At 72.0% G+C, this 20,861-nt stretch carries 22 protein-coding genes; 7 read left to right on the forward strand and 15 right to left on the reverse strand.

What is annotated here, in order from left to right; translation table 11 throughout:
- Positions 1-29 precede the first annotated feature (29 nt).
- Positions 30-392: a 5-carboxymethyl-2-hydroxymuconate Delta-isomerase gene (locus CRP49_RS22735; RefSeq protein ID WP_097255059.1), complete on the forward strand. Its 363-nt coding sequence runs from the start codon at positions 30-32 to the stop codon at positions 390-392.
- 13 nt (positions 393-405) lie between these two features.
- On the opposite strand, the gene CRP49_RS22740 is transcribed toward CRP49_RS22735, so the two are convergent.
- From CRP49_RS22740 to CRP49_RS22760, 5 genes are all read right to left on the reverse strand, one after another.
- Positions 406-1,095: a TetR/AcrR family transcriptional regulator gene (locus CRP49_RS22740; RefSeq protein WP_097255060.1), complete on the reverse strand. Its 690-nt coding sequence runs from the start codon at positions 1,093-1,095 to the stop codon at positions 406-408.
- A 36-nt stretch (positions 1,096-1,131) separates the two neighbouring features.
- The gene (locus tag CRP49_RS22745) at positions 1,132-2,190 is read right to left on the reverse strand and encodes a PDR/VanB family oxidoreductase (RefSeq protein WP_097255061.1); all 1,059 of its coding nucleotides are present in this window, start codon (positions 2,188-2,190) and stop codon (positions 1,132-1,134) included.
- Positions 2,190-3,086, reverse strand: coding sequence for a metal-dependent hydrolase (locus tag CRP49_RS22750; protein WP_097255062.1), 897 nt, complete (start codon positions 3,084-3,086; stop codon positions 2,190-2,192). The genes CRP49_RS22745 and CRP49_RS22750 overlap by 1 nt, the downstream gene beginning before the upstream one ends.
- Before the next feature lie 69 nt (positions 3,087-3,155).
- Positions 3,156-5,078 (reverse strand): hypothetical protein, encoded by a 1,923-nt coding sequence (locus CRP49_RS22755; RefSeq protein WP_097257493.1) that lies wholly within the window; start codon positions 5,076-5,078, stop codon positions 3,156-3,158.
- A gap of 49 nt (positions 5,079-5,127) precedes the next feature.
- Complete coding sequence (locus CRP49_RS22760) at positions 5,128-5,664, reverse strand: tetratricopeptide repeat protein (protein ID WP_097255063.1); 537 nt, start codon at positions 5,662-5,664, stop codon at positions 5,128-5,130.
- Between the two features lie 79 nt (positions 5,665-5,743).
- Between CRP49_RS22760 and CRP49_RS22765 the strand changes: the two genes are divergently transcribed.
- Positions 5,744-6,148: a hypothetical protein gene (locus tag CRP49_RS22765; RefSeq protein ID WP_179851725.1), complete on the forward strand. Its 405-nt coding sequence runs from the start codon at positions 5,744-5,746 to the stop codon at positions 6,146-6,148.
- A gap of 78 nt (positions 6,149-6,226) precedes the next feature.
- On the opposite strand, the gene CRP49_RS22770 is transcribed toward CRP49_RS22765, so the two are convergent.
- The 8 genes from CRP49_RS22770 to CRP49_RS22810 form a co-directional block, all read right to left on the reverse strand.
- Positions 6,227-7,771: a DUF1996 domain-containing protein gene (locus CRP49_RS22770; RefSeq protein ID WP_097255064.1), complete on the reverse strand. Its 1,545-nt coding sequence runs from the start codon at positions 7,769-7,771 to the stop codon at positions 6,227-6,229.
- A gap of 174 nt (positions 7,772-7,945) precedes the next feature.
- Positions 7,946-8,599 (reverse strand): response regulator transcription factor, encoded by a 654-nt coding sequence (locus CRP49_RS22775; RefSeq protein ID WP_097255065.1) that lies wholly within the window; start codon positions 8,597-8,599, stop codon positions 7,946-7,948.
- Positions 8,584-9,855 (reverse strand): sensor histidine kinase, encoded by a 1,272-nt coding sequence (locus tag CRP49_RS22780; protein WP_097255066.1) that lies wholly within the window; start codon positions 9,853-9,855, stop codon positions 8,584-8,586. Before CRP49_RS22780 ends, CRP49_RS22775 begins: the two co-directional genes overlap by 16 nt.
- Before the next feature lie 52 nt (positions 9,856-9,907).
- Complete coding sequence (locus CRP49_RS22785; protein ID WP_097255067.1) at positions 9,908-10,930, reverse strand: SDR family oxidoreductase; 1,023 nt, start codon at positions 10,928-10,930, stop codon at positions 9,908-9,910.
- 67 nt (positions 10,931-10,997) lie between these two features.
- Positions 10,998-11,573, reverse strand: coding sequence for a winged helix-turn-helix domain-containing protein (locus tag CRP49_RS22790; protein WP_097255068.1), 576 nt, complete (start codon positions 11,571-11,573; stop codon positions 10,998-11,000).
- Between the two features lie 493 nt (positions 11,574-12,066).
- Entirely contained in the window at positions 12,067-13,098 is a 1,032-nt protein-coding gene (gene glnII / locus CRP49_RS22800) for a glutamine synthetase (RefSeq protein ID WP_094218188.1), read from the reverse strand.
- Between the two features lie 420 nt (positions 13,099-13,518).
- The gene (locus CRP49_RS22805; RefSeq protein WP_094218189.1) at positions 13,519-14,241 is read right to left on the reverse strand and encodes a hypothetical protein; all 723 of its coding nucleotides are present in this window, start codon (positions 14,239-14,241) and stop codon (positions 13,519-13,521) included.
- 120 nt (positions 14,242-14,361) lie between these two features.
- On the reverse strand, positions 14,362-14,730 hold the full coding sequence (locus tag CRP49_RS22810; RefSeq protein WP_179851726.1) for an arsenate reductase family protein: 369 nt from the start codon (positions 14,728-14,730) through the stop codon (positions 14,362-14,364).
- A gap of 105 nt (positions 14,731-14,835) precedes the next feature.
- Between CRP49_RS22810 and CRP49_RS22815 the strand changes: the two genes are divergently transcribed.
- The 3 genes from CRP49_RS22815 (at position 14,836) to CRP49_RS22825 (ending at position 16,027) form a co-directional block, all read left to right on the forward strand.
- The gene (locus tag CRP49_RS22815; protein ID WP_143670023.1) at positions 14,836-15,201 is read left to right on the forward strand and encodes an AMP-binding protein; all 366 of its coding nucleotides are present in this window, start codon (positions 14,836-14,838) and stop codon (positions 15,199-15,201) included.
- Positions 15,189-15,530 carry an AMP-binding protein gene (locus tag CRP49_RS22820; RefSeq protein WP_097255070.1) on the forward strand — a complete coding sequence of 114 codons (342 nt, stop codon included), beginning with the start codon at positions 15,189-15,191 and terminating at the stop codon, positions 15,528-15,530. Before CRP49_RS22815 ends, CRP49_RS22820 begins: the two co-directional genes overlap by 13 nt.
- A 182-nt stretch (positions 15,531-15,712) precedes the next feature.
- On the forward strand, positions 15,713-16,027 hold the full coding sequence (locus CRP49_RS22825) for a hypothetical protein (RefSeq protein ID WP_097255071.1): 315 nt from the start codon (positions 15,713-15,715) through the stop codon (positions 16,025-16,027).
- 45 nt (positions 16,028-16,072) lie between these two features.
- Here the strand turns inward: CRP49_RS22825 and CRP49_RS22830 are convergent, their stop codons facing one another.
- Positions 16,073-17,257, reverse strand: coding sequence for a winged helix DNA-binding domain-containing protein (locus CRP49_RS22830; protein WP_097255072.1), 1,185 nt, complete (start codon positions 17,255-17,257; stop codon positions 16,073-16,075).
- Between the two features lie 170 nt (positions 17,258-17,427).
- On the opposite strand from CRP49_RS22830, the gene CRP49_RS22835 reads away from it, so the two are divergent.
- Positions 17,428-18,795 (forward strand): DUF2252 domain-containing protein, encoded by a 1,368-nt coding sequence (locus tag CRP49_RS22835; protein WP_097255073.1) that lies wholly within the window; start codon positions 17,428-17,430, stop codon positions 18,793-18,795.
- Positions 18,796-18,811: 16 nt separating this feature from the next.
- Here CRP49_RS22835 and CRP49_RS22840 read toward each other — a convergent pair whose 3' ends face one another.
- On the reverse strand, positions 18,812-20,494 hold the full coding sequence (locus CRP49_RS22840) for an alpha/beta fold hydrolase (protein ID WP_097255074.1): 1,683 nt from the start codon (positions 20,492-20,494) through the stop codon (positions 18,812-18,814).
- A gap of 90 nt (positions 20,495-20,584) precedes the next feature.
- Here CRP49_RS22840 and CRP49_RS22845 point away from each other — a divergent pair, with 90 nt between their 5' ends.
- Positions 20,585-20,854: a hypothetical protein gene (locus tag CRP49_RS22845; protein ID WP_094218193.1), complete on the forward strand. Its 270-nt coding sequence runs from the start codon at positions 20,585-20,587 to the stop codon at positions 20,852-20,854.
- Positions 20,855-20,861: the final 7 nt, after the last annotated feature.

Here is a 20,861-nt window from a genome sequence, read left to right on the forward strand (position 1 = left end):
GGGCCCGTTGCCGTAGAACAGGAGTGCTCATGCCGCAGATCACCGTCGACTACTCGAACACGATGGAGGCCGCCTTCGACCGCGCGGGTTTCGCGCGGGAGCTGCACGAGGCGACCGTGGAGATCGCGGCGGCCAGGCCGGAGGCCTGCAAGACGCAGTTCCGGCCGAGCGCGCTCACGGCGTACGGGTACGAGGACCCGGCGGAGCACGGGCACGCCATCGTGCACGTGACCATCGGGCTCCTCGCCGGCCGCAGCGACGAGACGAAGACGAGGCTCACGGAGACCGTGCTGGAGCTGCTCCGCAAGCATGTGGCGGACAAGCGCTTCGCCCTGCACGCCTCCGCCGAGATCCGCGACCTCGATCCGTCGTACCGGAAGTTCGACCGGTAGCGGCCCTCGGCCCTCAGGGCGCCAGGGACAGCAGCCGGCCGACCAGCTCCGCGAAGGGCCCGTCGGCCGGCTCGTCCTTGACCATCGTGCGCAGCAGGGCGGCCATGTCCGCGTCGTAGGCGGCGCTCACCGCCGCCAGCGCGGCGAAGTCGTGCACGAGCTGCAGCTCCAGCTCGGAGCGCGGGATACGGCGGCCGTCCAGCCAGATCAACGCGGTCGACTCGGCCAGCGAGATCCAGGAGCGGACGACCAGTTCCATGCGCGCGGGCGCCTCGGTGACGCCCAGATGCGTGAGGATCTGCTCGTAGGCGGCCTGGCGTACGGAGTCGATGAGCGCGTTGGTCGTCGAGGAGCCGACAGCCGGGCCGCCGCGCATCAGCGCCGAGAAGCCGGGCCCGTGCTCGTCCACGAAGTCGAAGTAGCGGCGCATCACCCGCAGCAGCCTGGCCCCGAGCGGACCCTCGTGCGGCTCGGCGAAGCGGCCCGCCAGATCCTCCGAGGCACGCTTCAACGCGGCCTCGTACAGACTGAGTTTGCCGGGGAAGTAGTGGTAGACCAGCGGGCGCGAGATGCCCGCCGCCGACGCTATCTCGTCGATGGAGACCTCGTCGGGCGAACGGCGGCTGAACAGGTCGAGCGCGACACCGATCAGCTGCTGCCGCCGCTCCTCGACGCCCATCCTGCGGCGAACCCCGGTACTCATGCGAACACCTTACCGACCGGATTCGGTCGTCCATGTTCACATGTCGAGCACCAAGCGATCACTCCGGGCCCGTGATACGCAGATCAGCATCGACTCGTGCCGTTCCGCATCCGTCAGCAGCTCGTCCCGGTGGTCGATCTCCCCTTCCAGCACCCGCTGTTGGCAGGTCCCGCAGAAGCCCTGTTCACAGGAGTAGGCGGTGTCGGGCAGTTCGCGGCGTACGGCGGCCAGCACGGTGGAGTCGGCGGGGACCGTCAACGTCCGCCCGCTGCGGCGCAATTCGATGTCGAACTCGTGGTTGCCGTCGGCGGAGACGCGCGGTGCGAACCGTTCGACGCGGACATGCGGGAAGCGCTCCTCGACGGCTGTCATGAGCCCTTCCGGCCCGCAGCAGTAGACGACGGCTCCCTCCGGCACCTGCAGTGCGTCGAGATCCGGCCGCCCCTCCACCACGGTCACCCTCCCCCAGGCTCGGCTTCGCTCGCCCGGGGGGACCCCCATCCGGCCCAGCTTCTCGACCTCCTCCAGGAACGGCAGCGACGCCCGCGTCCGACCGGCGTACAGCAGCCGCCAGTCCGTGCCTTCGGGAAGCGCCCGCAGCATCGGCAGCAGCGGGGTGATCCCGATCCCACCGGCGACGAAGACGTACGACGGTGCCCCGACCAGCGGGAATCGGTTCCGCGGCCCCCGCACCTCCAACTCCATGCCCTCCGTCACCTGCTCGTGCACCTCACGCGAGCCGCCCCGTCCGTCCTCGACGAGCCGGATCGCGACGGTGTACGACGAGGTGTCCTCCGGGTCGCCGCACAGCGAGTACTGCCGTACGAGCCCCGACGGCAGCACCAGATCGAGATGCGCACCGGGCTCCCAGCGCGGCAACCCGCCACCCTCCAGGCGCAGTTGTACGACACCGTCGGCGGCCGTCTCGTGCGCGGTGACCAGCAGCCGCAGCGCCCGGGAGCGCGGGCGGCCCGAGATCGGCGGGTCCAGGGCGGGCAGCGGCCACAGCGGCGAGACCTGGATGCGGCGGCGCAGGGCCCGCCGGGTCAGCAGGGCGGCGCCCGCGACGAGGGCGACGGTGCGCAGCTTCGGCATCACGACCCCGTCTTCTCCGCCGCGAGCGCGGCGGGGGAGGAGGCCAGGTAGGCGACGGCCTGGGCGGTCGAGCCCTCCTGGGAGGGGTGGTAGGAGTGGCTGAGATAGCGAGGGATGGACCTGAGCATGGCGCCGGTGGTGGGCAGGGTGCCGCGCCGGCCGCTCTGGTGGAAGTCCTTGAAGGAGGCCTTGCCGTCCACGAGGGTGGGGTCGTTCTCCATGAAGAAGCGGGCCCCGCGCTGCCACAGGAAGACCAGCGCGCTGAAGGCCGTCGCCCAGGTGCGCACCCGGCGCCGGTAGCTGCCATCGACGTGCAGGAACAGGTCGAAGGCGACGGAGCGGTGCTCGACCTCCTCGGCGCCGTGCCAGCGCAGCAGGTCCAGCATGGTCGGGTCGGCGCCGCGCCGGTCCAGCTCGGCCGCGTTGAGCACCCAGTCGCCGAGGAAGGCGGTGTAGTGCTCGATGGCCGCGATCAGTGCGACCCGCTCCAGCAGCCACCAGCGGCGCGCCCTGCCCGGCGGCAGCGTGCGGTCGCCGAGCAGTTTCTCGAAGAACCAGTCGACCTGCGCGGTGTACGGCGTCGGGTCGAGCCCCAGCTCCCTCAGGTGCGGCAGGACCTCGTCATGGGCCTGGGAGTGCATCGCCTCCTGTCCGATGAAGCCGACGACGTCCTCGCGGAGCCGGTCGTCCCGGATGAGCGGCAGCACCTGCTTGTACACATGCACGAACCACCGCTCGCCGGCGGGCAGCAGCAGGTGCAGCACGTTGATGGTGTGCGTGGTGAACGGGTCGCCGGGCACCCAGTGCAGCGGTGTGTCCTCCCAGGAGAAGGACACGTTGCGGGCCTTGAGCGGTATGCGCTCGGACTCCACCGGCCGGGCCTGCGTGTTAGACATGGCGTCAATGTACTGACGGGTAGCTCGTCTGAGAACCCCCGTGCGGCACCTTGTTGACGCGAGTGTCAGCTAGTGCAGTCCGCTGATCGAGCTGCCGTCCGTCAGGGCGCCCTTCAGCTGGGCCTGTGCCCCCTGCTCGGCCCGGGCCACCAGCAGCGGCCCCGGGCCGGACGCGGTGACCCCGCCCGTCGCCCGGATCGACGCGGTGTCCCGGCTGCCCGCGGCCAGCAGGTACCAGTTCCCGGCGCGGGACTTCCACAGCACCCCGGCCAGGACGTGCGGGTCGCGCGGACCGCAGGCCGGTACGTCCGTGCCCTTGGCCACGATCGCCCCGACCGGCCCGCCCGGCGTACGGAACTGGGCCAGTGCGGCCGTACCGTCACCGCGCCAGGTCTCGGCCCTGGTGCACACCCATGCGCCCGCCCCGCTTCCGTCGGGCAGCGGCTGGTCCGCGAACGCCCAGGCGTTGACGCTGCGCACCCCCGCGGAGCGCTCCGCGAGCAGCGAGCAGGCGAACGGCGCCCAGGAGCGCAGCCCCTCCGCGCCGGACGCCTCACCGGTGGCGCCCGGGCGCCCGGCGGTGAGGTGCGCCGGGATCAACTCACCCAGGTCCGTGGCGAGTCGGTTGCCGGAGGCGTCGGTCAGCTGGAGCACGTTCCACGAGGTGCAGGTGCCGGGCTGCAGGGCGGGGCTGGCCAGCGGTGCGGTGACGCCGTCGGTGACGGTGAGGGGCGCGGCGGCCGATTCGGGCTTCATCAGGTCCCGCTCGGCCGCCTTCCGCACCCAAGGGGCGGTCAGATAGCGGACGTTGCCGTCTGCGCGGCCGAGCACCAGCGCGCTCGCCTCGGCGCCGGTCGCGCCGTCGACGCGGGCGAAGTCGAGGGCGGCGCCCGCGGTGCCGTCCTTGGGCTCGGCGTAGCGGGCGATGCGCAGGCCGTCGTAGAAGATCGCCACGCGCGCGTTGTCCACCTCGCCCGCGTACAGCAGCTGGGGCGGGCCGGGCGGGGCGCCGGTCTGGGTGCCGGGGGTGGCCGAGACGCGGACCGTCTCTCCGGGGCGGGCCCAGACGGCGAGGGCGCGGCGCAGCAGGGCCTTGTCACCGGTGAGCGGGCCGCGGGCGGGCCACACGGAGAAGTCGGTGCGGGCCGCCGACTCCCATGCCGTCGGGGCGACCCGGGTCAGTTTGCCCGGGTCCAGGGCCGCCTCGGCCGCCGGGTTCTCCGCGTAGACGGGTGCGGCGGCGCCGTCGGGGCCCCAGCCGCCGCCCGGCAGGGCCACCAGCGCCCCGCACACCGCGAGCGCGGCAGCGGCGGCGAGCGCGGCCTTGGTGTGCTGACGGCGGCGCATCAGGTCGGTGGGCCGGGCCTGCAGGGAGCAGGGGTCGAACTCCGGTGAGGTGAGCAGCGCGTCCTGCGCCGGCACCCCGTTGGCCTCCGCCAGCGCGGACTCGGGGTGGTCGATCCCGGCGGAGGTGAGGATCCTGCGGATGTCCGCGTCGGGCAGCTTCTCCAGGCCGCGCAGCACATACACGGCGCGAGCCGGTCCGGACAGGGCGGACAGCCGCTGGTCCAGGGCCAGCTCGTCGGCGCCGCCGGAGCGCGGGAACAGGCGCAGGCCCCACACCTGGGGGAGCAGCGGCGGCAGCGGCGAGAGCCTGGGCCGGCCCTTGCGGGCGCGGGTCGCCTCCAGTGCCGTACGCAGGACCTGGAGGCGGAGGTAGGCGTACCCGGGGTCGCCCTCCCGGCCCGTGGACTGGGCCGGGATCACGGACGTCTGCTTGCGGCCCCGGGGCAGGGCGCGCTGCACGAGGGCGTGGGCCGTCAGCACCCGCCGGCTGCGACCGAGACTCGGCGGCAGTACCAGGTAGGCGAGCCGGACCAGCCGGGGGTAGTGCTCGACGAGCGCGGCCTCGGCCTGTTCGACGTCGACGACCGGTCCGGCGGCCCCGGCGGAGGAGGGTGCGTGACGCTTGGCTACATCCTGTGACTGCACGTCCAGCAAAACGAGCGAACCGTTGGTTGGTCACCGCCAAGCGGGTGACTCACTCCTCCGGTTCGACGAGCAGGCGGGCGTAGTTGGCCATCGACCGCTGGTAGCGCGGCAGATGCGGGGCCAGGGCGCCGAGCACGAGGGAGAGGCCCTCGCGGTCGCGGCCAAGGCTCGACAGGCACAGGGCGAGGAAGCCCCGCACGGCGTCGTCCAACTCGTCGGAAGGGGCGTCCAGTTCCGGGGTGAGGAGCTTGACGCCCTCTTCGGCCTGCCCGATGTTCCGCAGGGAGGACGACAGCTGGATCTTGGCCCGGCGCCCCTTGTGGCCGTCGAGGCCGCGCGCCAGCGCCTCCCGGTACAGCGGCACCGCCTGGTCCGAGTGCCCGGTCGAGTCCCAGGCGCAGGCCTGCTCGAAGGGGCCCAGCGGGCTGCCCTCGGGCAGCTCGGCGACGAGTTTGTCGATCGCGGCGCGAAAGTCGGCGGCGTCCTCTTCGGCGTAGTCGTCGAAGGTCGCCCAGGCGGCGGTCAGGCGGTCTTCCCAGTCCTGGTTCACCGGGTCACCTTCGCACGCCTGTGCCTGCCGTGGCATCGGATTTGAGCGCACCGCGCCCCGCAGCCGTATCCGAGAGGGCTGGGGCATGCTTGGCCCACCAGGACCGGAGGAACGGATGAGGTTGACGCGACTGATGATCGGCGCCGCAGCGGCGCTGGCCCTGGCGGGCTGTGGTTCGAGCGGCGACACGAAGGCGGTGCCGCCCACCGCCACGGGCAGTCTGGAGAGCCTGGCCGCCGAGGTGAAGTGCAAGCCGAACATGCAGACCGACGCCGACGAGCTCCGGCAGGCCATCTGCAAGAACACCGACGGGCGGTTCATCCTCGCCACCTTCGCCACCGACCGCGGCCAGCGCGAGTGGATCAACGACGCGAAGGACTACGGCGGTTACTACCTCGTCGGCCGCAAGTGGGTCGCCGTCGGCGACGACGGGGTCGTCAAGGCGCTGCGCGGCACGCTCGGCGGCGACGTGGAGATCGGCACCAACCACAAGGCCCACAGCGGCGCCCACAGCGGCTGATCTGTTCGGCTCTGTTCGGGGCACAAGAAAAGCGGGCGGTGGGAGATTCCCACCGCCCGCTTTCCTAGGGGGTGTTCACTACGCGCACCGCTGGCCGGTGTTGATGCAGTTCGCGATCTTGTTCGCGAGGCCGCCGGTCGTGACGCTGATGAAGTCGTCGTGGTCGGTGGCCGGCTTGTGGAGCTGCTCCGGGAAGCCGTCCACCGCGTAGGCGTTCTTCACCTGGCCGTTCACGATGGTCGGCGGGGTGATGTTGTACGTCAGGCGCATCGTCAGCTGCGGGATCGCCTTGAAGCCGTTCCCGCAGACACCGCTCGCCGGGTCGGCGAAGGCCACGTGCGTACGGTGGTTGGCGCTGTCGATGTTCTGCCCGTCCCAGCAGCTCTGGAAGGCGAACGTACGCACCACCTTGCTGCCCTGCGGGCAGATCGGGTACTGCGTCGTCAGCTGCACCTTGTTCTCGAAGCCGGTGCAGCTCCAGTGCGCGTTGGCGTTCGCCAGACCGTTGGTGGTGGTCTTGGCGTCACCGGTGATGATGCGCAGGAACTGCGGCATCGCGACGACCTTGCTGGCCGGGCTGCCGACGTACTTGATCTGCGCCGACACCGGCGTCAGGATCTTGCCGACGTTGCCTTCCTTGCCACCGCCGTCCGCGTTCTGGTCGAAGTCCTGCGAGCCGTCCTGGATCCGGACCACCGGCCAGTAGTACGACGACAGGTCGTTCTTGTTCTGGCAGCTGGTGCCGCCCTGCAGGAACGTCTGGTTGCTGGAGAACGCGTTGACCTTCTGGTTGCCGACGTAGTCGTGCAGGTGGTGCGCGCCGTTGGTCACGCCGGGCGCCACGATCACGTTGTCGGTGTTGTGGTTCTTGTTCGCGTTCACACCGCAGCGCGTGGTGAACGTGCCCGTCGAGGCGTTGCCGGACTTCTGCGGCTTCGCCAGGACGTTCGCCGCGACCTTCGTGATGTCCACGAAGTCGGCCGCGACCGGGCCGTTGCCGGCCTGCCCGCCGATGTTCTGCTGCTGACCGGCGTTGCCCTGTTGCTGCCCGCCGTTCTGCTGCTGACCACCGCCGTTCTGCTGCTGGCCGCCGTTGTTCTGTTGCTGCCCGCCGTTCTGCTGCTGACCACCGGCGTTGGTCTGGTTGGCGGTCTGCGTCGTACACGCGGCGAGCTGCTTGAGCGAGTTGTCGAAGGAACCGCCGACCCGCTGGATGTCGATCCTGATCCGGTCGATCGTCGCGGCCCGCTTCTCCTTGAGGGGGCCGACGATCGCGTTCTGCACGAAGCTCGGATCGTTCGTCTGCGCCTGCCGGGTGGAGGCGAGCCGGGAGTAGGCCTCGGTGATCTGCTTGTCGAGGTTCGCCAGCTCCGTCGCCACGCCCTGGCGGGCCTGGTTCGGCACGTTCGTCAGCTTCTGGCCGACGTCCGGGCAGGAGATCGTCGCGACCTGCGCCGTCGCGGCCTTGGTCTGATTGCCTCCCCACGACTGGTTGTTCGACTCGTGCGCCGAGGCGTAGAAGTTCGCCCAGATCAGCCCGCCCCCACCGAGCGCTAGGGCCGCCGATGCGGCTATGGCCTTGGTGGCCAGCGGCGTACGGCGTTTTCGTGTGTTGCGTCCCATGGAACTCCTCTGACTTCCTTGCGGGGCAGCATCGAGGCGCCCGACAGGAGTGAAGCGGCGTCCATCCATACGGACGCCGCCCCAGAGGTGTTCAGCCGTCTCACAAATTAGTCAGAGGTTTACCCCGCAGGCGGGGCCCAAATGCCCCCTGAGCAGCGGAAGTTGACATGAGACTCAGTGGTCGTGGTCGAGATAGGCGAGCACTGCCAGAACGCGGCGATTGTCGTCGTCCGACACCTCAAGACCCAGTTTGCCGAAGATGTTGGAGGTGTGCTTGGCGATGGCCCGTTCCGTCACCACCAGCTGCGCGGCGATCGCCGCGTTCGACCGGCCCTGCGCCATCAGCTCCAGCACCTCCCGCTCCCGCGGGGTGAGATGGCCCAGCGGCCGGTCCTCCGCCGACCGCCGTGACAGCAGCTGCTGGATCACCTGCGGGTCCATCGCCGTACCGCCCGCGGCCACCCGTCGTACGGCGTCGACGAACTGGTCGGCGTCGAAGACCCGGTCCTTGAGCAGATAGCCCACCCCGCCGCTGCCGTCGGCCAGCAGCTCCCGCGCGTACAGCTGCTCCACGTGCTGGGAGAGGACCAGCACCGGCAGCCCGGGCCGCTCCCGCCGGGCCCGCAGCGCGCACTGCAGGCCCTCGTCGGTGTGCGTGGGCGGCAGCCGTACGTCGACCACGGCGACGTCGGGCTCCAACTCGGCGAGCGCACGGGTGAGTTCGGGCCCGGACTCGACGGCCGCCGCGATCTCGAACCCGTACGCCTCCAGCAGCCGGACCAGTCCGTCGCGCAGCAGGAAGAGGTCTTCGGCTAGGACAACACGCACGGGATCTCCATGGTCACCAGGGTGGGACCGCCCGCAGGACTGCTGACGGCCAGGACGCCGTCGAATGTACCGAGCCGCCGCTCGACACCGGCGAGCCCCGAGCCCGCGCCGATCGCGGCGCCGCCCCTGCCGTTGTCGGTGACCGTGATCCGCAGCAGGTCGCCGGCGTGGTGCAGGTCCACCCAGAGCCGGTCGGCCCCGGAGTGCTTGACGGCATTGGTGAGCACCTCGCTGACCGCGAAGTAGGCGGCCGACTCGACGGGTGCCTCCGCGCGGCCGGACAGCTCCACGCTCACCTCGCTCGGCAGGGGCAGCCGCAGCGCCAACGCCCGTACGGCGTCCCCGAGTCCGCGCTCGGCCAGCACCGGCGGGTGGATGCCCCGGACCAGGTCGCGCAGTTCCTCCAGGGCCTCGGTGGAGTTCCGGCGGGCCTGGGAGAGGAGCTTCTTCGCCTGCGCCGGGTCCTTGTCCAGCAGCATCTCGATCGTGCCGAGGTCCATGCCCATCGCTACCAGCCGCGCCTGCGCCCCGTCGTGCAGGTCCCGCTCGATGCGGCGCAGCTCGGCGGCCGAGGTGTCCACGGCGTCGCGCCGGGTCTCGGTCAGCACCCGTACCCGTTCGGCGAGTTCGCCCTGTTCGGCGCCGAGGACGGCCCGGGTCAGCGTGAAGTGGGCCGTCAGCAGGCGCGGGGTGAGGCGGTAGGCGGCGACCAGGAGGACCGCGGCGGTGGCGGCGGCGCCGAGCGCGGACGGCTGGTCGGTGACCGGCACGAAGCCGTACCAGTACGTCTCGTCCTTCGCGAGCACCCGCCACAGCCCGGCCGCCACCGCGAACCCCTCGAAGGGGTAGAAGAGCAGGACGGCCGGCAGCAGCGCGGTCACGAAGCCGGCCGTCATGTCCACGGGCAGCCACAGCAGGTCCCGCCGGACCTGCGGGTCGTGCAGCATCGCGAACGTCCGCGTCCAGGGGTTCGCGCCGGCGGGGACCGGCCGGTAGGCCGACGGGATCCGCACCCCGCACCACTCGGCCGCGAGTTCCCGGCGCTTGTCCGCGAGGGCCCGTACCGCGGTCAGGATCGGCGGGGTCGTGACGAGGCCGACGCCGATCGGGATGAGCGCGACGGAGACGAGGGTCAGCACGAGGAACAGCACCGAGAAGGGCAGCACGGCCACGGCCAGCGCGAGTCCCTGTACGGCGGCCAGCAGCACCTCTCGGGTCCGCGCGCGGGCACGGCCACTGTTCGTTTCGGTGTTCATGCCGCAAGTCTCGCCGACCCGTCGGCCCCGGTCACTGGGCCGAAGTCCCATGTCAGGGGGTGGTGCCAGGTACACCCCCGCCCGCGGCCAGCACCTTCGCCTCCACCTCCGGGTCCAGGCCCTTGGCCGTACGGTCCGGGCGCTGCGGTGCGGTGCCGCCGATCTCCGTCAGCCACCGCCAGGTGTCGGCGACGGTCTCGCCCACCGGCCGGCACTCCAGCCCGGTGGCCAGCGCCCGGGACACGTCCGCGCGGTGCACGCAGGACAGCTCGCCGTCCGGGGGCACCCACACCGGCAGCTGGGTCCACGGCTCGATCCCGGCGTCCAGGATCACCCGCGGGTCGGTCCAGCGCAGCGCGGCGTCCGCGCCGGTGACGTGCACGCAGGCGCGGAGCAGCTCGCCCATGGTGGTGTGGCCGGGCGGGCTCACCAGGTTGTACGGCCCGCTCGACTCCCGCTCCACCGCCCCGACGACCCAGTCGGCGAGGTCGCGCACGTCGACGTACTGGAGCGGCAGGTCCTGCGGCCCCGGTGCCAGGACCGGGCCGCCGCGGGCGATCCGGGTCAGCCACCAGGGCAGCCGGCCGACGTTCTCGTACGGGCCGAGGATCAGCCCGGCCCGCACCAGCAGCGAGTCCTCGGTGCCGAAGGCCTCGACGGCGGCCAGTTCGCCACCCCGCTTGTCCTTCGCGTACTCCGTCGCCCCGGCATCGGCGGCGGCGCCCTCGACCAGCGGAGCGTCCTCGCCGGCTCCAGGGGGCCAGGGCCAGGCGTACACGGACCGGCTGGAGACGTACACGTACCGTCCGGCACGGCCCCGCAGCAGCCGTGCCGCCTCCCGGACCGCGCGCGGCGCGGCCGACCAGGTGTCGACCACGGCGTCCCAGGTGCCGTCGTCACCGGCGAGGGCGGCCAGGCCGTCGGGGGCGGTGCGGTCGCCGTGCAGCGACCGCACCCCCTCGGGAGGCCGGTGCCGTCCCCGGTGGAAGACGGTCACCTCCCAGCCGCGCCCGAGCGCGGCCTCCACGACGGCCCGCCCCACGAACTCCGTACCGCCCAGCACGAGAAGTCTCATGCCAGGGAGCGTGCCCGGTACGGGCCCGGGGAGGGAAGAGCTGTCTGCCGTCGGCAGACAGCCCGGGTCAACGCCCGGTCGGCGGGGTGTACTTGTAGCCGACCCGGCGCACCGTCTGGATCGTCTGGCGGTGCTGGGCGCCCAGCTTGCGGCGCAGCCGGGCGATGTGGACGTCGACGGTGCGGCCGTCGCCGACGTGGCCGTAGCCCCACACCGTGGTGACGAGCTGGTCGCGGGTGTGCACCCGGTGCGGGTGCGCCACCAGGTGTGCGAGCAGCTCGAACTCCAGGTAGGTGAGGTCGAGTTCGTGGCCGTCGACGCTGGCGGTGCGCTGCACGGAGTCGATCCGCACCAGCGGGTCGCCGTCCGCCTGCGCGGCCGTCTCCGGCTGGTCCGGCACCGCGACCGGCAGGAACGGGGGCCGCTGGTCGGCCGGGACCAGCACCAGGTAGCCGACCATCGGCGGCTGGCCGGGCAGGGTGGGCAGGGTGTGCTGCGGCGCGGGCAGCCAGGTGGCGCCCGGCGGCAGGAAGTCCGCCACGTCCACGACCTCGTCCCGGTCGACGGCCCGCAGCCGGTGCCGGGTGCCGCTCTGGGCGGGGGTGGTGAGGGTGGCGGTGGAAAGAGAACGAGTGGTCGCCATGAGAGGTCAGCTCTTTCGCGCGAGAAGTTCGTCGGGCAGGACGACGGCCGCGATTCGTGGTCGGGCGCGCCGGGGGACGTACGTCGTTTCGCGCTGGCCGAAGGCCGGGGTGTACGGCTTTAGAGGGCCCGCGCGTTCATCGCGCGGCAACACACCCGGTCGAAGTCGTGGTGCTGACGGGAAGGCCAGAACGGCTCGAGGTCATGGCGACCTGTCGCGGTGTAGTACTGGAAGCTGGCCATGCGCCCATTGAAGCAGACGAGCGCGCCGAGCAGGACCCTCCTCTCACTGCTTGGACGCTTCCTTGACGTGAAGTTGGCGTTGCGTGTGCCCTTCGGACGGTCGTACGGCCCTGGTCAGCGGCTTTCCGGTCGCCGGCACGTCCGAAATGCCGTCTCACGATTCGGACGAGTGCTGTTCGGCAGGCCACTTGGGGCACGCGGAAGGGGCGCCCACCAGGTCGGTGGGCGCCCCTTCGTGCAGAGCGTGCGGATCAGACCTGGCCGGCCTTCTCCAGGGCGGAGCAGCAGGTGTCCACCAGGAGGCGGGTCACCACGTACGGGTCGACGTTGGCGTTCGGGCGGCGGTCCTCGATGTAGCCCTTGCCGTCCTTCTCGACCTGCCACGGGATGCGGACCGAGGCACCGCGGTTGGAGACGCCGTAGGAGTACTCGTTCCACGGGGCGGTCTCGTGCAGACCCGTCAGGCGGTCGTCGATGCCGGCGCCGTAGTTCTTGACGTGGTCGAGCGGCTTGGAGCCCTCACCGAGCGACTCGCAGGCGGTGATGATCGCGTCGTAGCCCTCGCGCATCGCCTTGGTGGAGAAGTTGGTGTGCGCACCGGCGCCGTTCCAGTCGCCCTTGACCGGCTTCGGGTCCAGGGTCGCGGAGATGCCGAAGTCCTCGGCGGTGCGGTACAGCAGCCAGCGGGCCACCCACAGGTGGTCGGAGACCTCCAGCGGCGAGACCGGGCCGACCTGGAACTCCCACTGGCCGGGCATGACCTCGGCGTTGATGCCGGAGATGGCGAGACCCGCCTTCAGGCAGTTGTCGAGGTGGGCCTCGACGATCTCGCGGCCGAAGATCTCGTCGGCGCCGACGCCGCAGTAGTAGCCGCCCTGGGGGGCCGGGAAGCCGCCCTCGGGGAAGCCCAGCGGACGGGCGCCGTCGAAGAAGGTGTACTCCTGCTCGATGCCGAAGATCGGCTCCTGCGCGGCGAACTTCTCGGCGACCTCGGCCAGCGCGGCACGCGTGTTGGAGGAGTGCGGGGTGAAGTCGATGTCCAGGACCTCGCACAGGACGAGGATGTCGTCGCCGCCGCGGATCGGGTCCGGGCAGGTGAAGACCGGCTTGAGCACACGGTCCGAGGAGTGCCCCTCGGCCTGGTTGGTGGAGGACCCGTCGAAGCCCCAGATCGGCAGCGCGTCGAGACCGGCGGGGGAACCCGTGATGATCTTCGTCTTGGAACGCAGCTTGGCCGTCGGCTCGGTGCCGTCGATCCAGATGTACTCAGCCTTGAAGGTCACGGGGCCACATCCTTCGGGGGTGGGTCGGGTGCACTCGCGGGTGCTTGCGGCGCTGCGGCACTGGGGCGCCGCGTCGATCTGCCGGGCAGCCTGTCAACAGGCGATTTCCCGTCCATTGCTCGCGTGTGAACCCCGTGTTACCTGGTGGTTCTGTGTCCCGACTCACGTTGTGAGGGCGGGGGCGGCGGGGTATGGGCCACCCCCTGGGCCCCGAAGGCCGTTCGCGGGGCGGCGGCCGGAGACGGCCGGATCGCGGTGAGCCGGCCGGCCCCGGCCGACGAGCCGAGGAACGGTTGCGTACGACAAGGCGCTGACCGGAGCCCCCGCCCCGAACACCCCGGCCGGCGACCGCCACCCCCGTAACGGTCGCCGGCCGGGGCGCCTGATCACCTCATCGATGTCCTGTCCGGTGGCCGAGCCTCACCCCACCTTCTCGATCACCGCACGGCGGATGAGGAACTTGCCCGGCTCCCGGACCTGTTCGAAGGCCGCGTTGTTCAGCAGGACACAGCTGCCGGAGACCGAGGTGACCTTCACCGTCGTGGACTTGTTGTTGTCCAGGTTGGTGACCTTCAGGGTCGTACCCGCCGGGAACTGGTTACTGGACGCGGCCGGGGCACCGCCCTCGCCGGAGAGCGTCACGGTGGAGCCCTTGCACACCTGCTGACCGGAGGCCGCGGCAGCGCCACCGCCGGCGTTTCCCGCGGCGCCGGTCTGCGCGGGCTGCGCGGACTGCTGGGCGCCGCCCGCCTGCTGGTTGCCCTGCTGACCCGCGTTGCCCTGCTGACCCGCGTTGCCCTGCGCCGCCTGGGAGCCCTGAGCCGACTCCCCAACGGTGCATCCGGCAGCCTTCTGCTGGACCTCGATCTGTTTGATGACCGCCTCGCGGTTGGCGATCCGGGCCGCCGACTGTGCGTCCGGGTTCGCCTTCTGGTCCGCGATGAACTTGTCGTTGTTGCCGTGGGCCGTGGCCAGCCCCTGGCATACGGTCGAGTCCCCGGCGGACAGCGTCTTGGCGTTCTGCGGGCTCTGCGCGGCGTTCGAGGTGGACGCCAGCGCGAAGGCCCCGCCGCCCGCCACCGCCGCGGCGCTGAGGAGCAGCGCGAGCTTCTTCTTGGTGCTGAGAGTTCGCCTACGCGACATGCGCGCCTCCTGAAGAGGTAGGGGAGCGTACGCCGCTATGTACGAGATCCCGAACGAGGTTACTCAGCGGTTTACAGGAGTCACCGAAGTAACCTGCGTCACAAAGGAGTTGAGCCGCGCTCAGCTCTTGTTCCGGGAGAGCGCCTCCTGTACGGCCTCTTCGGTGCGGGCGACCAGGGCGGTTCCGTCCTCGGCCGTGATGATCGGGCGCTGGATGAGCTTGGGATGCTCGGCGAGGGCCGTGATCCACCGGTCCCGTGCCGTCTCGTCGCGCGCCCACTCCTTGAGCCCCAGCTCCTTGGCCGCGGCCTCCTGGGTGCGGGTGATGTCCCACGGTTCGAGCCCGAGCCGGTCGAGTACGGCCCTGATCTCGTCCTCGCTCGGCACGTCCTCCAAATAACGCCGGACGGTGTAGTCGGCCCCCTCGGCGTCGAGCAGGCTGAGCGCGCTACGGCACTTGGAGCAGGCCGGATTGATCCAGATTTCCATGCGGTCCACGGTATGCGAGAACGGTCTCCCGTCGGTGTCGCGGATGAGTGCCACTATGGGCGGCTTTATATTGCAATGCGGTCATGCGCGGCCTTCCATGGGACCGTGGCGGCGACATACGTGACCCGACTCGTCGAGGCGCTGGAGGGCCATGCCGGCCGCCCGGCGCTGGGGGGTGCGGGTCTCGGCGGTCGCGTGCTCGACCATGGCGCACTGCTCGAAGAGGTCCACCGGGTCGCCGGGGTGCTGGGCGATGCGGGTGTGTGCCGCGGATCCGGTCTGGCGTGTGTGCTGGGTGAGAACCGGGCTCAGGCGCTGCTCCTGCGCACCGCCGCCCACGTACTCGGCGCGCGGTTGACCCTGGTGGTACAGGACCCCTCCCTGTACGGAGTGGAGCACCTGCTCCGGGACTGCCGTCCCGAACTGGTGGTGCACGACATGCCGGTGCCGGACACGGGGTGCCGCGGCTGACTCTGGCCGCGTTGCTCACGGAGTCCGCGCGCCGTCCGGCGGTCGCGGTGCCGATCGCGGCCCGCGAGGACGATGTGGCTCGCGTGACGTACACGGGCGGCACCACCGGCCGGCCCAAAGGCGTCGCCACCACCTTCCGTGCGCTGGCCGCACGCTCCGACGGGCAGGCCGCCGTGGTCGGCAGACCCAGTGCGCTGACGGGCGAGGAGGTCTGTGCCTTCCTCGTGCCGGTACCTGACTACGCGGCAAGCCGGGCGGCCGCCGCCGAGGCATGTGCGGGCACCGGCCCGGGCGGACCACCCTCGCCAGTGGGCTCTGTTCGAATTTGACGCCACCTCACGCGCACCTCTCGAACCTGCGGTGACATGGTGGCAATTTCCTTGCTGACCTGGACCTTTGGTGGACCCTCCGGACTCCCTCATTGTCAGTGCCCGGCAGTAGAATGGAGTCAGTGTTCGAGGGTGTCGCCGGAGCCTGCCGGTGCTGCCCTGACCGCGACAGGAGGATGCCTGTGCCCGCTGCCGCCCTGACGACCAAGCCGTTGCCGACCCAGTCCACCGCCAAGCGTTCCGTTCGGCTCGACTCGCCCTACGTGCCGATGGAGAAGCGTGCCCTGCCGGCCGGGCGGCCGCGCGAGTGGTACGTGACGCACAACCGGCGCCTGAAGGCCATGCGCCTCGCCATAGCCCTGCTCGACCTGGGCGTCTACCTGCCCAACCAGGCGCGCAACGAGACGATCCGCAGCACAGCGGAGAAGATCGGCGTGCACCCGCCGTCGGACACGACGTGCCACATGGTGCGGGCGTTCATGCGGTACTCGCGCTGAGCCGTGGTGCCGGGTGCCCCGCGTCCGTGCGGGGCACCCGGCACCTCACGCCGACAACTCCCGCTCCCACGGCGTCCGGAACCGCGGAGTCACCTTCGTCGTCCCCACCCACGCCCGCAGCCGCTCCGCCTCCGCCGCGACCGCCGCCTCGGCCTCCCGGCGTACCCCCGGCTCGGCGATGCGCCAGACGATCTCCCCGTCCGCCCGCTGGGCCCAGCCGCCCACCACCCTGCCGTCCCACCACACCGTCGGGCCCACGTTGCCGCTGCGGTCGAAGAGGTGCGGGCGCAGGTCCGGGCCGAGATACCAGTCGCGCCGCTGCCAGGCCATGGCCGTCGGGTCGAGGCCGGGGAGCAGGGCCGCCCAGGGCTCCCCGGGGGCCGCCACCGGGTCCACGTCGCCGTCGGCGACGTAACCCGTGCCCTCGTCCAGAAGGACCTCCTGTGCGCCGATCGCGGACAGGGCGCGGCGCACCTCGGTGACCCGCCATCCGGTCCACCACTTCAGGTCCGCCTCCGTCGCCGGGCCGCACGCCCGCAGCCAGCGGTCCAGCAGGTCTGCCTGGGCCCGTGCCGCGTCCAGTTCGGGGTGCTCGGGTGCCTGCGCCCAGCGGAACTGGCTGGACGTCCAGGAGCCGAGCGGGCGGCCGCGGACCACCTTGCCCTCGACGCCGAGCACGCGCAGCAGGCGGGAGGAGACCGTGTGGACGCCCTCGTAGCTCTTCCCGGCCGCGTACACGAACTGCTCGCGCAGGCGCGGCTCGTCCGCCGTCAGTTCCGCCGCCGTCGCCTGGCCCCGCCGGGCCAGCGCGGCCAGCGTGGACGTCTCGACCTCGGCCAGCCAGGCCGCGTCGGGAGCACCTGCCTTGGCCATGTCCTTGAGCAGGGAGGCCCGTTCGCGGGCGGCCACCGTCAGACCCGTCGACGCGTGGACGACGGCCGTCAGCTCGGTGGGAAACACGAACACCGTGTGCCGCATGCCGTGCATCCGGACCAGCGTGCGGTCCTCGTACAGCGCCCGCTCCGTCTCCGGCACCGCCTTCGCCGGGTCGGCGAGCCGCGCGGCCACCGCCAGGTACACCGTCGCCGGGTCCGTGCCGTGCAGGGCCACCAGCGAGGCGGTGACCTCCTCGGGCGTCGCCGCCCGTGCCGCACCCGCCAGGCGGTGCCGCAGGGAGAGCCGGGCCCGCCGCTCCGCCACGTCGATGTGCCGCCGCCGTCCGTCACCCATGCCGACCTCCCCGTCGCTCCCGCTGCCCTCCCCAGCATGGTCGCCGACGCCACTGACAGTCGCCCCCGTCACCCGATCGCCGCGCACGGCATGCGCACGCCCGCCCCCGCGTCCTTCACTGCGAACAGGAGGTGGCGGGAGGGCGAGGCCCCGGAGAGAGAGGCTGCCGTATGAGCATCCCCGAGGACCGTCCGACGCGCCGTACCCCCGAGGACCGGGCCCGGCGCGGCAAAGAGGCCCGCAAGCACGCCCCCCGCTCCGCGCACGCCCTCTGGCTCCCGTCCGCCGACCGGCGCGACCCCGTCGCCGTACTGGAGCGGCAGGGCCGGGACCGGCTGCCGGAGCTGCTGCCGATCCGGTACGGGCGGATGGCCGGCTCGCCGCTGACCTTCCTGCGCGGCGCCGCCGCGGTGATGGCCGCCGACCTCGCCGGCCAGCCGCACACCGGGCTCACCGTTCAGCTGTGCGGCGACGCCCACCTGCTCAACTTCGGGCTCTACGCCTCCCCGGAACGTGCCCTGCTCTTCGACCTCAACGACTTCGACGAGACCCACCCCGGGCCCTTCGAGTGGGACGTCAAACGGCTCGCGGCCAGTGTGGCCGTGGCCGCCCGGGAGAACGGGCACACCAAGGCCGGGGAACGGGCCGCGGCCCGGGCGGCCGCCGCCGGGTACCGCACCGGCATACGCCGGTTGGCCGGACTCGGGGAGCTGGCCGTCTGGTACGAGCAGGTCGACGCCGAGAGCCTGCTGCCCCTCGTCCGCTCCGCCCGCCGCCGGCGCCGCCTGGAGTCCAGCCTCACCCGGGCGCGCCGCCGCACCAGCCTCCAGGCGCTCGGCAGCCTGACCGAGGTGGTGGGCGGGCGGCGCCGGATCGTCCACGACCCGCCGCTCCTGGAACCCGCCGGCGCGCCGGACATGGCCTCCCTGCGCAAGATCTTCTGCGACTACCGCTCCACCCTCGCCGAGGAGCGCCGCCACCTCCTCGACCGCTACCGCTTCGTCGACGCCGCCCGCAAGGTCGTCGGCGTCGGCAGCGTCGGCACCCGCTGCTTCATCGTGCTGCTCGCCGGGCGGGACGCCGACGACCCGCTGTTCCTGCAGATCAAGGAGGCGCGGGCCTCGGTGCTCGAGGAGCATCTGCCGAGCGGGCCGTACGTCCATCCCGGGCACCGGGTGGTCGCCGGACAGCGGCTGCTGCAGTCCGCCACCGACATCTTCCTCGGCTGGATGAACGGGCCGCAGGGCCGCTCCTTCTACTGGCGCCAGCTGCGCGACATGAAGGGCTCCGCCGAGGTCGCCGGCCTGGACCCGGCCGGTCTGCTCGCCTACGCCCGGCTGTGCGGCACCACCCTGGCCCGCGCCCACGCCCGCTCCGGCGACCGCATCGCCATCGCCGCCTACCTCGGCACCGCCGACACCTTCGACCACGCCGTCGCCGACTTCGCCGTGGTCTACGCCGACCGGACCACCGCCGACCACGCCGCTCTCGGCGCGGCCATCACGGCGGGCGTGGTCACGGCGACACCGGGGGTCTGACCGCGGGGGGCGCCGCTCAGCCGTACCGCTCCAGCAGCCCGCGCACGTACGCCTCCAGCCGCCCGCCCAGCACTGCCGGTGTCAGATCGGTACGCCCCAGCTCACGCCACGGTCCGGCCAGCTTCTCCGCGTCGGGGGAGTAGGCCAGTGCGTCCAGCAGCCGCCAGTACAGGTGGTCCGGCCCGTCCGCGAGCCCGTGGCCGCCCTGCTCCTCGTACCGGTCCCGGAAGGCGAGCCCGTGCGCCGGGCCGTGCAGCAGGGCCAGCGCGGTCGAGCAGTGGGCGACGTCGAGGTCGGCGGGGCCCCACGAGGTCTCCACCCAGTCGACGACCCCGCTGACCTGCAGTCCGTCCCCGGCCCCGGTGAAGAGCACGTTCCCGGGGTGGTAGTCCCGGTGCAGGAAGCGGCCCCGGTACGGCGGCGGGTCGCGGCGGATCACGTCCACCGCCCGATCCCACATCCCGCCCTCCGGGGTGCGCACCCGCTCCGGCGAGGTCCACGCCTGGTACGGGCGCGGACGCTCCTCGGGGTCGACCGTGTGGATCCGGACCAGCTGGGCGGCGAGCAGGTCCAGACGCCGGTCCAGGGACTCCCGGTCCTCCTCGTCCACCCGCACCAGACCCGGCAGCCGGGTCATCAACAGCGAGGGGTGGTCGCAGTGTTCGCCGCCGGCGTCCGCGGCGACCAGCGCCGGGGCCGGGATGCCCTCCTGCCCCGCCAGCAGGCCGAGAACGCCCGCCTCGCGGGACAGCAGGCCCGGGGCGTGCCGCCGGAAGAAGGGCTTCACGAAGGTGCGCAGCACCAGCTCCTCCCCGTCGTCCAGGGTGAGCCCGCGCATCTGCGAGGACCAACCCCCTGAGAGCGGGCGGGAGTCGGTGACCGAACGCCCCTGCGGAAGCTGCTTGGCCACCCATCTCCGCGTCGCCGCCCAGCCCTGCTCCTCCAGCCCGCCCAGCAGAGCCGCGACGAACGCCCGCCGGTCCTCGGCGTGGTCGCGGAACCAGAGCCCCAACCGGTGCTCGGCGTCCGGGAGTTCGAAGCGGGTGTACTGGGCGCGCGCCGCCAGCGCGTCCTGGACGGCCTCCGTCACCTCCGGCGGGATGACCGTGTCCGTGCCAGGTACGGCGAGCACCGCCCGGCCCTCGTACGCCCGCAGGGCCGTGAGGGCGGGGGAGTTCCGCCAGCTGCCGGGCGTACGGATGATCTCGCTGAACCTTCCTCCCCCACTCTCGGCTTCGCTCGAGCGGGAGGGACCCCCATCCTCCCCGAAGGGCACGTCATGGGCCTCCGGCGCGTACACGGCGGGCGCGCACAGGCCCACGGCGGCCACCCGTGGGCCGTAGTGCCGTACGAGATCCGCGACCGTCTGCCCGCTCATGCTGAACCCCACCAGGACCAGCGGGTCGTTCGCCGGAGCGTGTGCGTCGAGCACGGCCACCGCCTGCTCGAACCGCCGGCGCAGGCTCAACTCAGCGAGCGCGCCGGTGCTTTCGCCGTGTCCGGAGAAGTCGAAGGCCAGGGCGCGGCAGCCGTGCGAGGCGGCCTCGGTGAGCAGGGGCAGCAGTCGCTCCTTGCTGCCGTTGCCCGCGCCGTGCAGGAGGACGACGGTGGCCCGGCCGGGACCGCCGCCGTACAGGCCGCTGAGGCGTTCACCGTCGTACTCGTGAGTGAAGGAGATCGGCTCGCTCATGACGCCCATTCACTCACGGAAATCGGGATGCACTCCGAGTGACCGGATCCCTACGCTGGATTCACGCCGACCACACATCCACGCGAACGGAGGACCGTCATGGGCACCATCGTCCTGTCCGGGACCGCCGTCCTGGTGATCCTCGGATTCGGAAACCACACCTGGTGGCTCGCCGCCGTCGCCGTCCTCTTCCTCTACGTGCGGTACGGGCGGGGCGAAACCCCGTCCGCCGGGGGAGGACAGCCGGGTGCGCCCACCACCTACCAGGCCTACCGCGAGCGCCGGGACCGCCAGGCCAAGTGGGAGCGCCGCTACCGTCGCGAGCGCCCCTACGAGGCCCGGCGCCAGGAGCGCGAGAAGAGCAAGTGAGCCAGGG

Origin of the sequence: Streptomyces sp. Ag109_G2-15, from assembly GCF_900215565.1 — a bacterium.
Taxonomy (GTDB): domain Bacteria; phylum Actinomycetota; class Actinomycetes; order Streptomycetales; family Streptomycetaceae; genus Streptomyces; species Streptomyces diastatochromogenes.

Excerpts from the sequence above, each read along its gene's own strand:
- CRP49_RS22745 (WP_097255061.1), bottom strand. The coding sequence starts at position 2,190 with ATGCCGAAGCTGCGCACCGTCGCCCTCGTCGCGGGCGCCGCCCTGCTG.
- CRP49_RS22735 (WP_097255059.1), top strand. The coding sequence starts at position 30 with ATGCCGCAGATCACCGTCGACTACTCGAACACGATGGAGGCCGCCTTC.
- CRP49_RS22780 (WP_097255066.1), bottom strand. The coding sequence starts at position 9,855 with ATGAACACCGAAACGAACAGTGGCCGTGCCCGCGCGCGGACCCGAGAG.
- CRP49_RS22770 (WP_097255064.1), bottom strand. The coding sequence starts at position 7,771 with ATGGGACGCAACACACGAAAACGCCGTACGCCGCTGGCCACCAAGGCC.
- CRP49_RS22845 (WP_094218193.1), top strand. The coding sequence starts at position 20,585 with ATGGGCACCATCGTCCTGTCCGGGACCGCCGTCCTGGTGATCCTCGGA.
- CRP49_RS22835 (WP_097255073.1), top strand. The coding sequence starts at position 17,428 with ATGAGCATCCCCGAGGACCGTCCGACGCGCCGTACCCCCGAGGACCGG.
- CRP49_RS22805 (WP_094218189.1), bottom strand. The coding sequence starts at position 14,241 with ATGTCGCGTAGGCGAACTCTCAGCACCAAGAAGAAGCTCGCGCTGCTC.
- CRP49_RS22830 (WP_097255072.1), bottom strand. The coding sequence starts at position 17,257 with ATGGGTGACGGACGGCGGCGGCACATCGACGTGGCGGAGCGGCGGGCC.
- CRP49_RS22765 (WP_179851725.1), top strand. The coding sequence starts at position 5,744 with ATGAGGTTGACGCGACTGATGATCGGCGCCGCAGCGGCGCTGGCCCTG.
- CRP49_RS22740 (WP_097255060.1), bottom strand. The coding sequence starts at position 1,095 with ATGAGTACCGGGGTTCGCCGCAGGATGGGCGTCGAGGAGCGGCGGCAG.
- CRP49_RS22785 (WP_097255067.1), bottom strand. The coding sequence starts at position 10,930 with ATGAGACTTCTCGTGCTGGGCGGTACGGAGTTCGTGGGGCGGGCCGTC.
- CRP49_RS22840 (WP_097255074.1), bottom strand. The coding sequence starts at position 20,494 with ATGGGCGTCATGAGCGAGCCGATCTCCTTCACTCACGAGTACGACGGT.
- CRP49_RS22810 (WP_179851726.1), bottom strand. The coding sequence starts at position 14,730 with ATGGAAATCTGGATCAATCCGGCCTGCTCCAAGTGCCGTAGCGCGCTC.
- CRP49_RS22750 (WP_097255062.1), bottom strand. The coding sequence starts at position 3,086 with ATGTCTAACACGCAGGCCCGGCCGGTGGAGTCCGAGCGCATACCGCTC.
- CRP49_RS22760 (WP_097255063.1), bottom strand. The coding sequence starts at position 5,664 with ATGCCACGGCAGGCACAGGCGTGCGAAGGTGACCCGGTGAACCAGGAC.
- CRP49_RS22790 (WP_097255068.1), bottom strand. The coding sequence starts at position 11,573 with ATGGCGACCACTCGTTCTCTTTCCACCGCCACCCTCACCACCCCCGCC.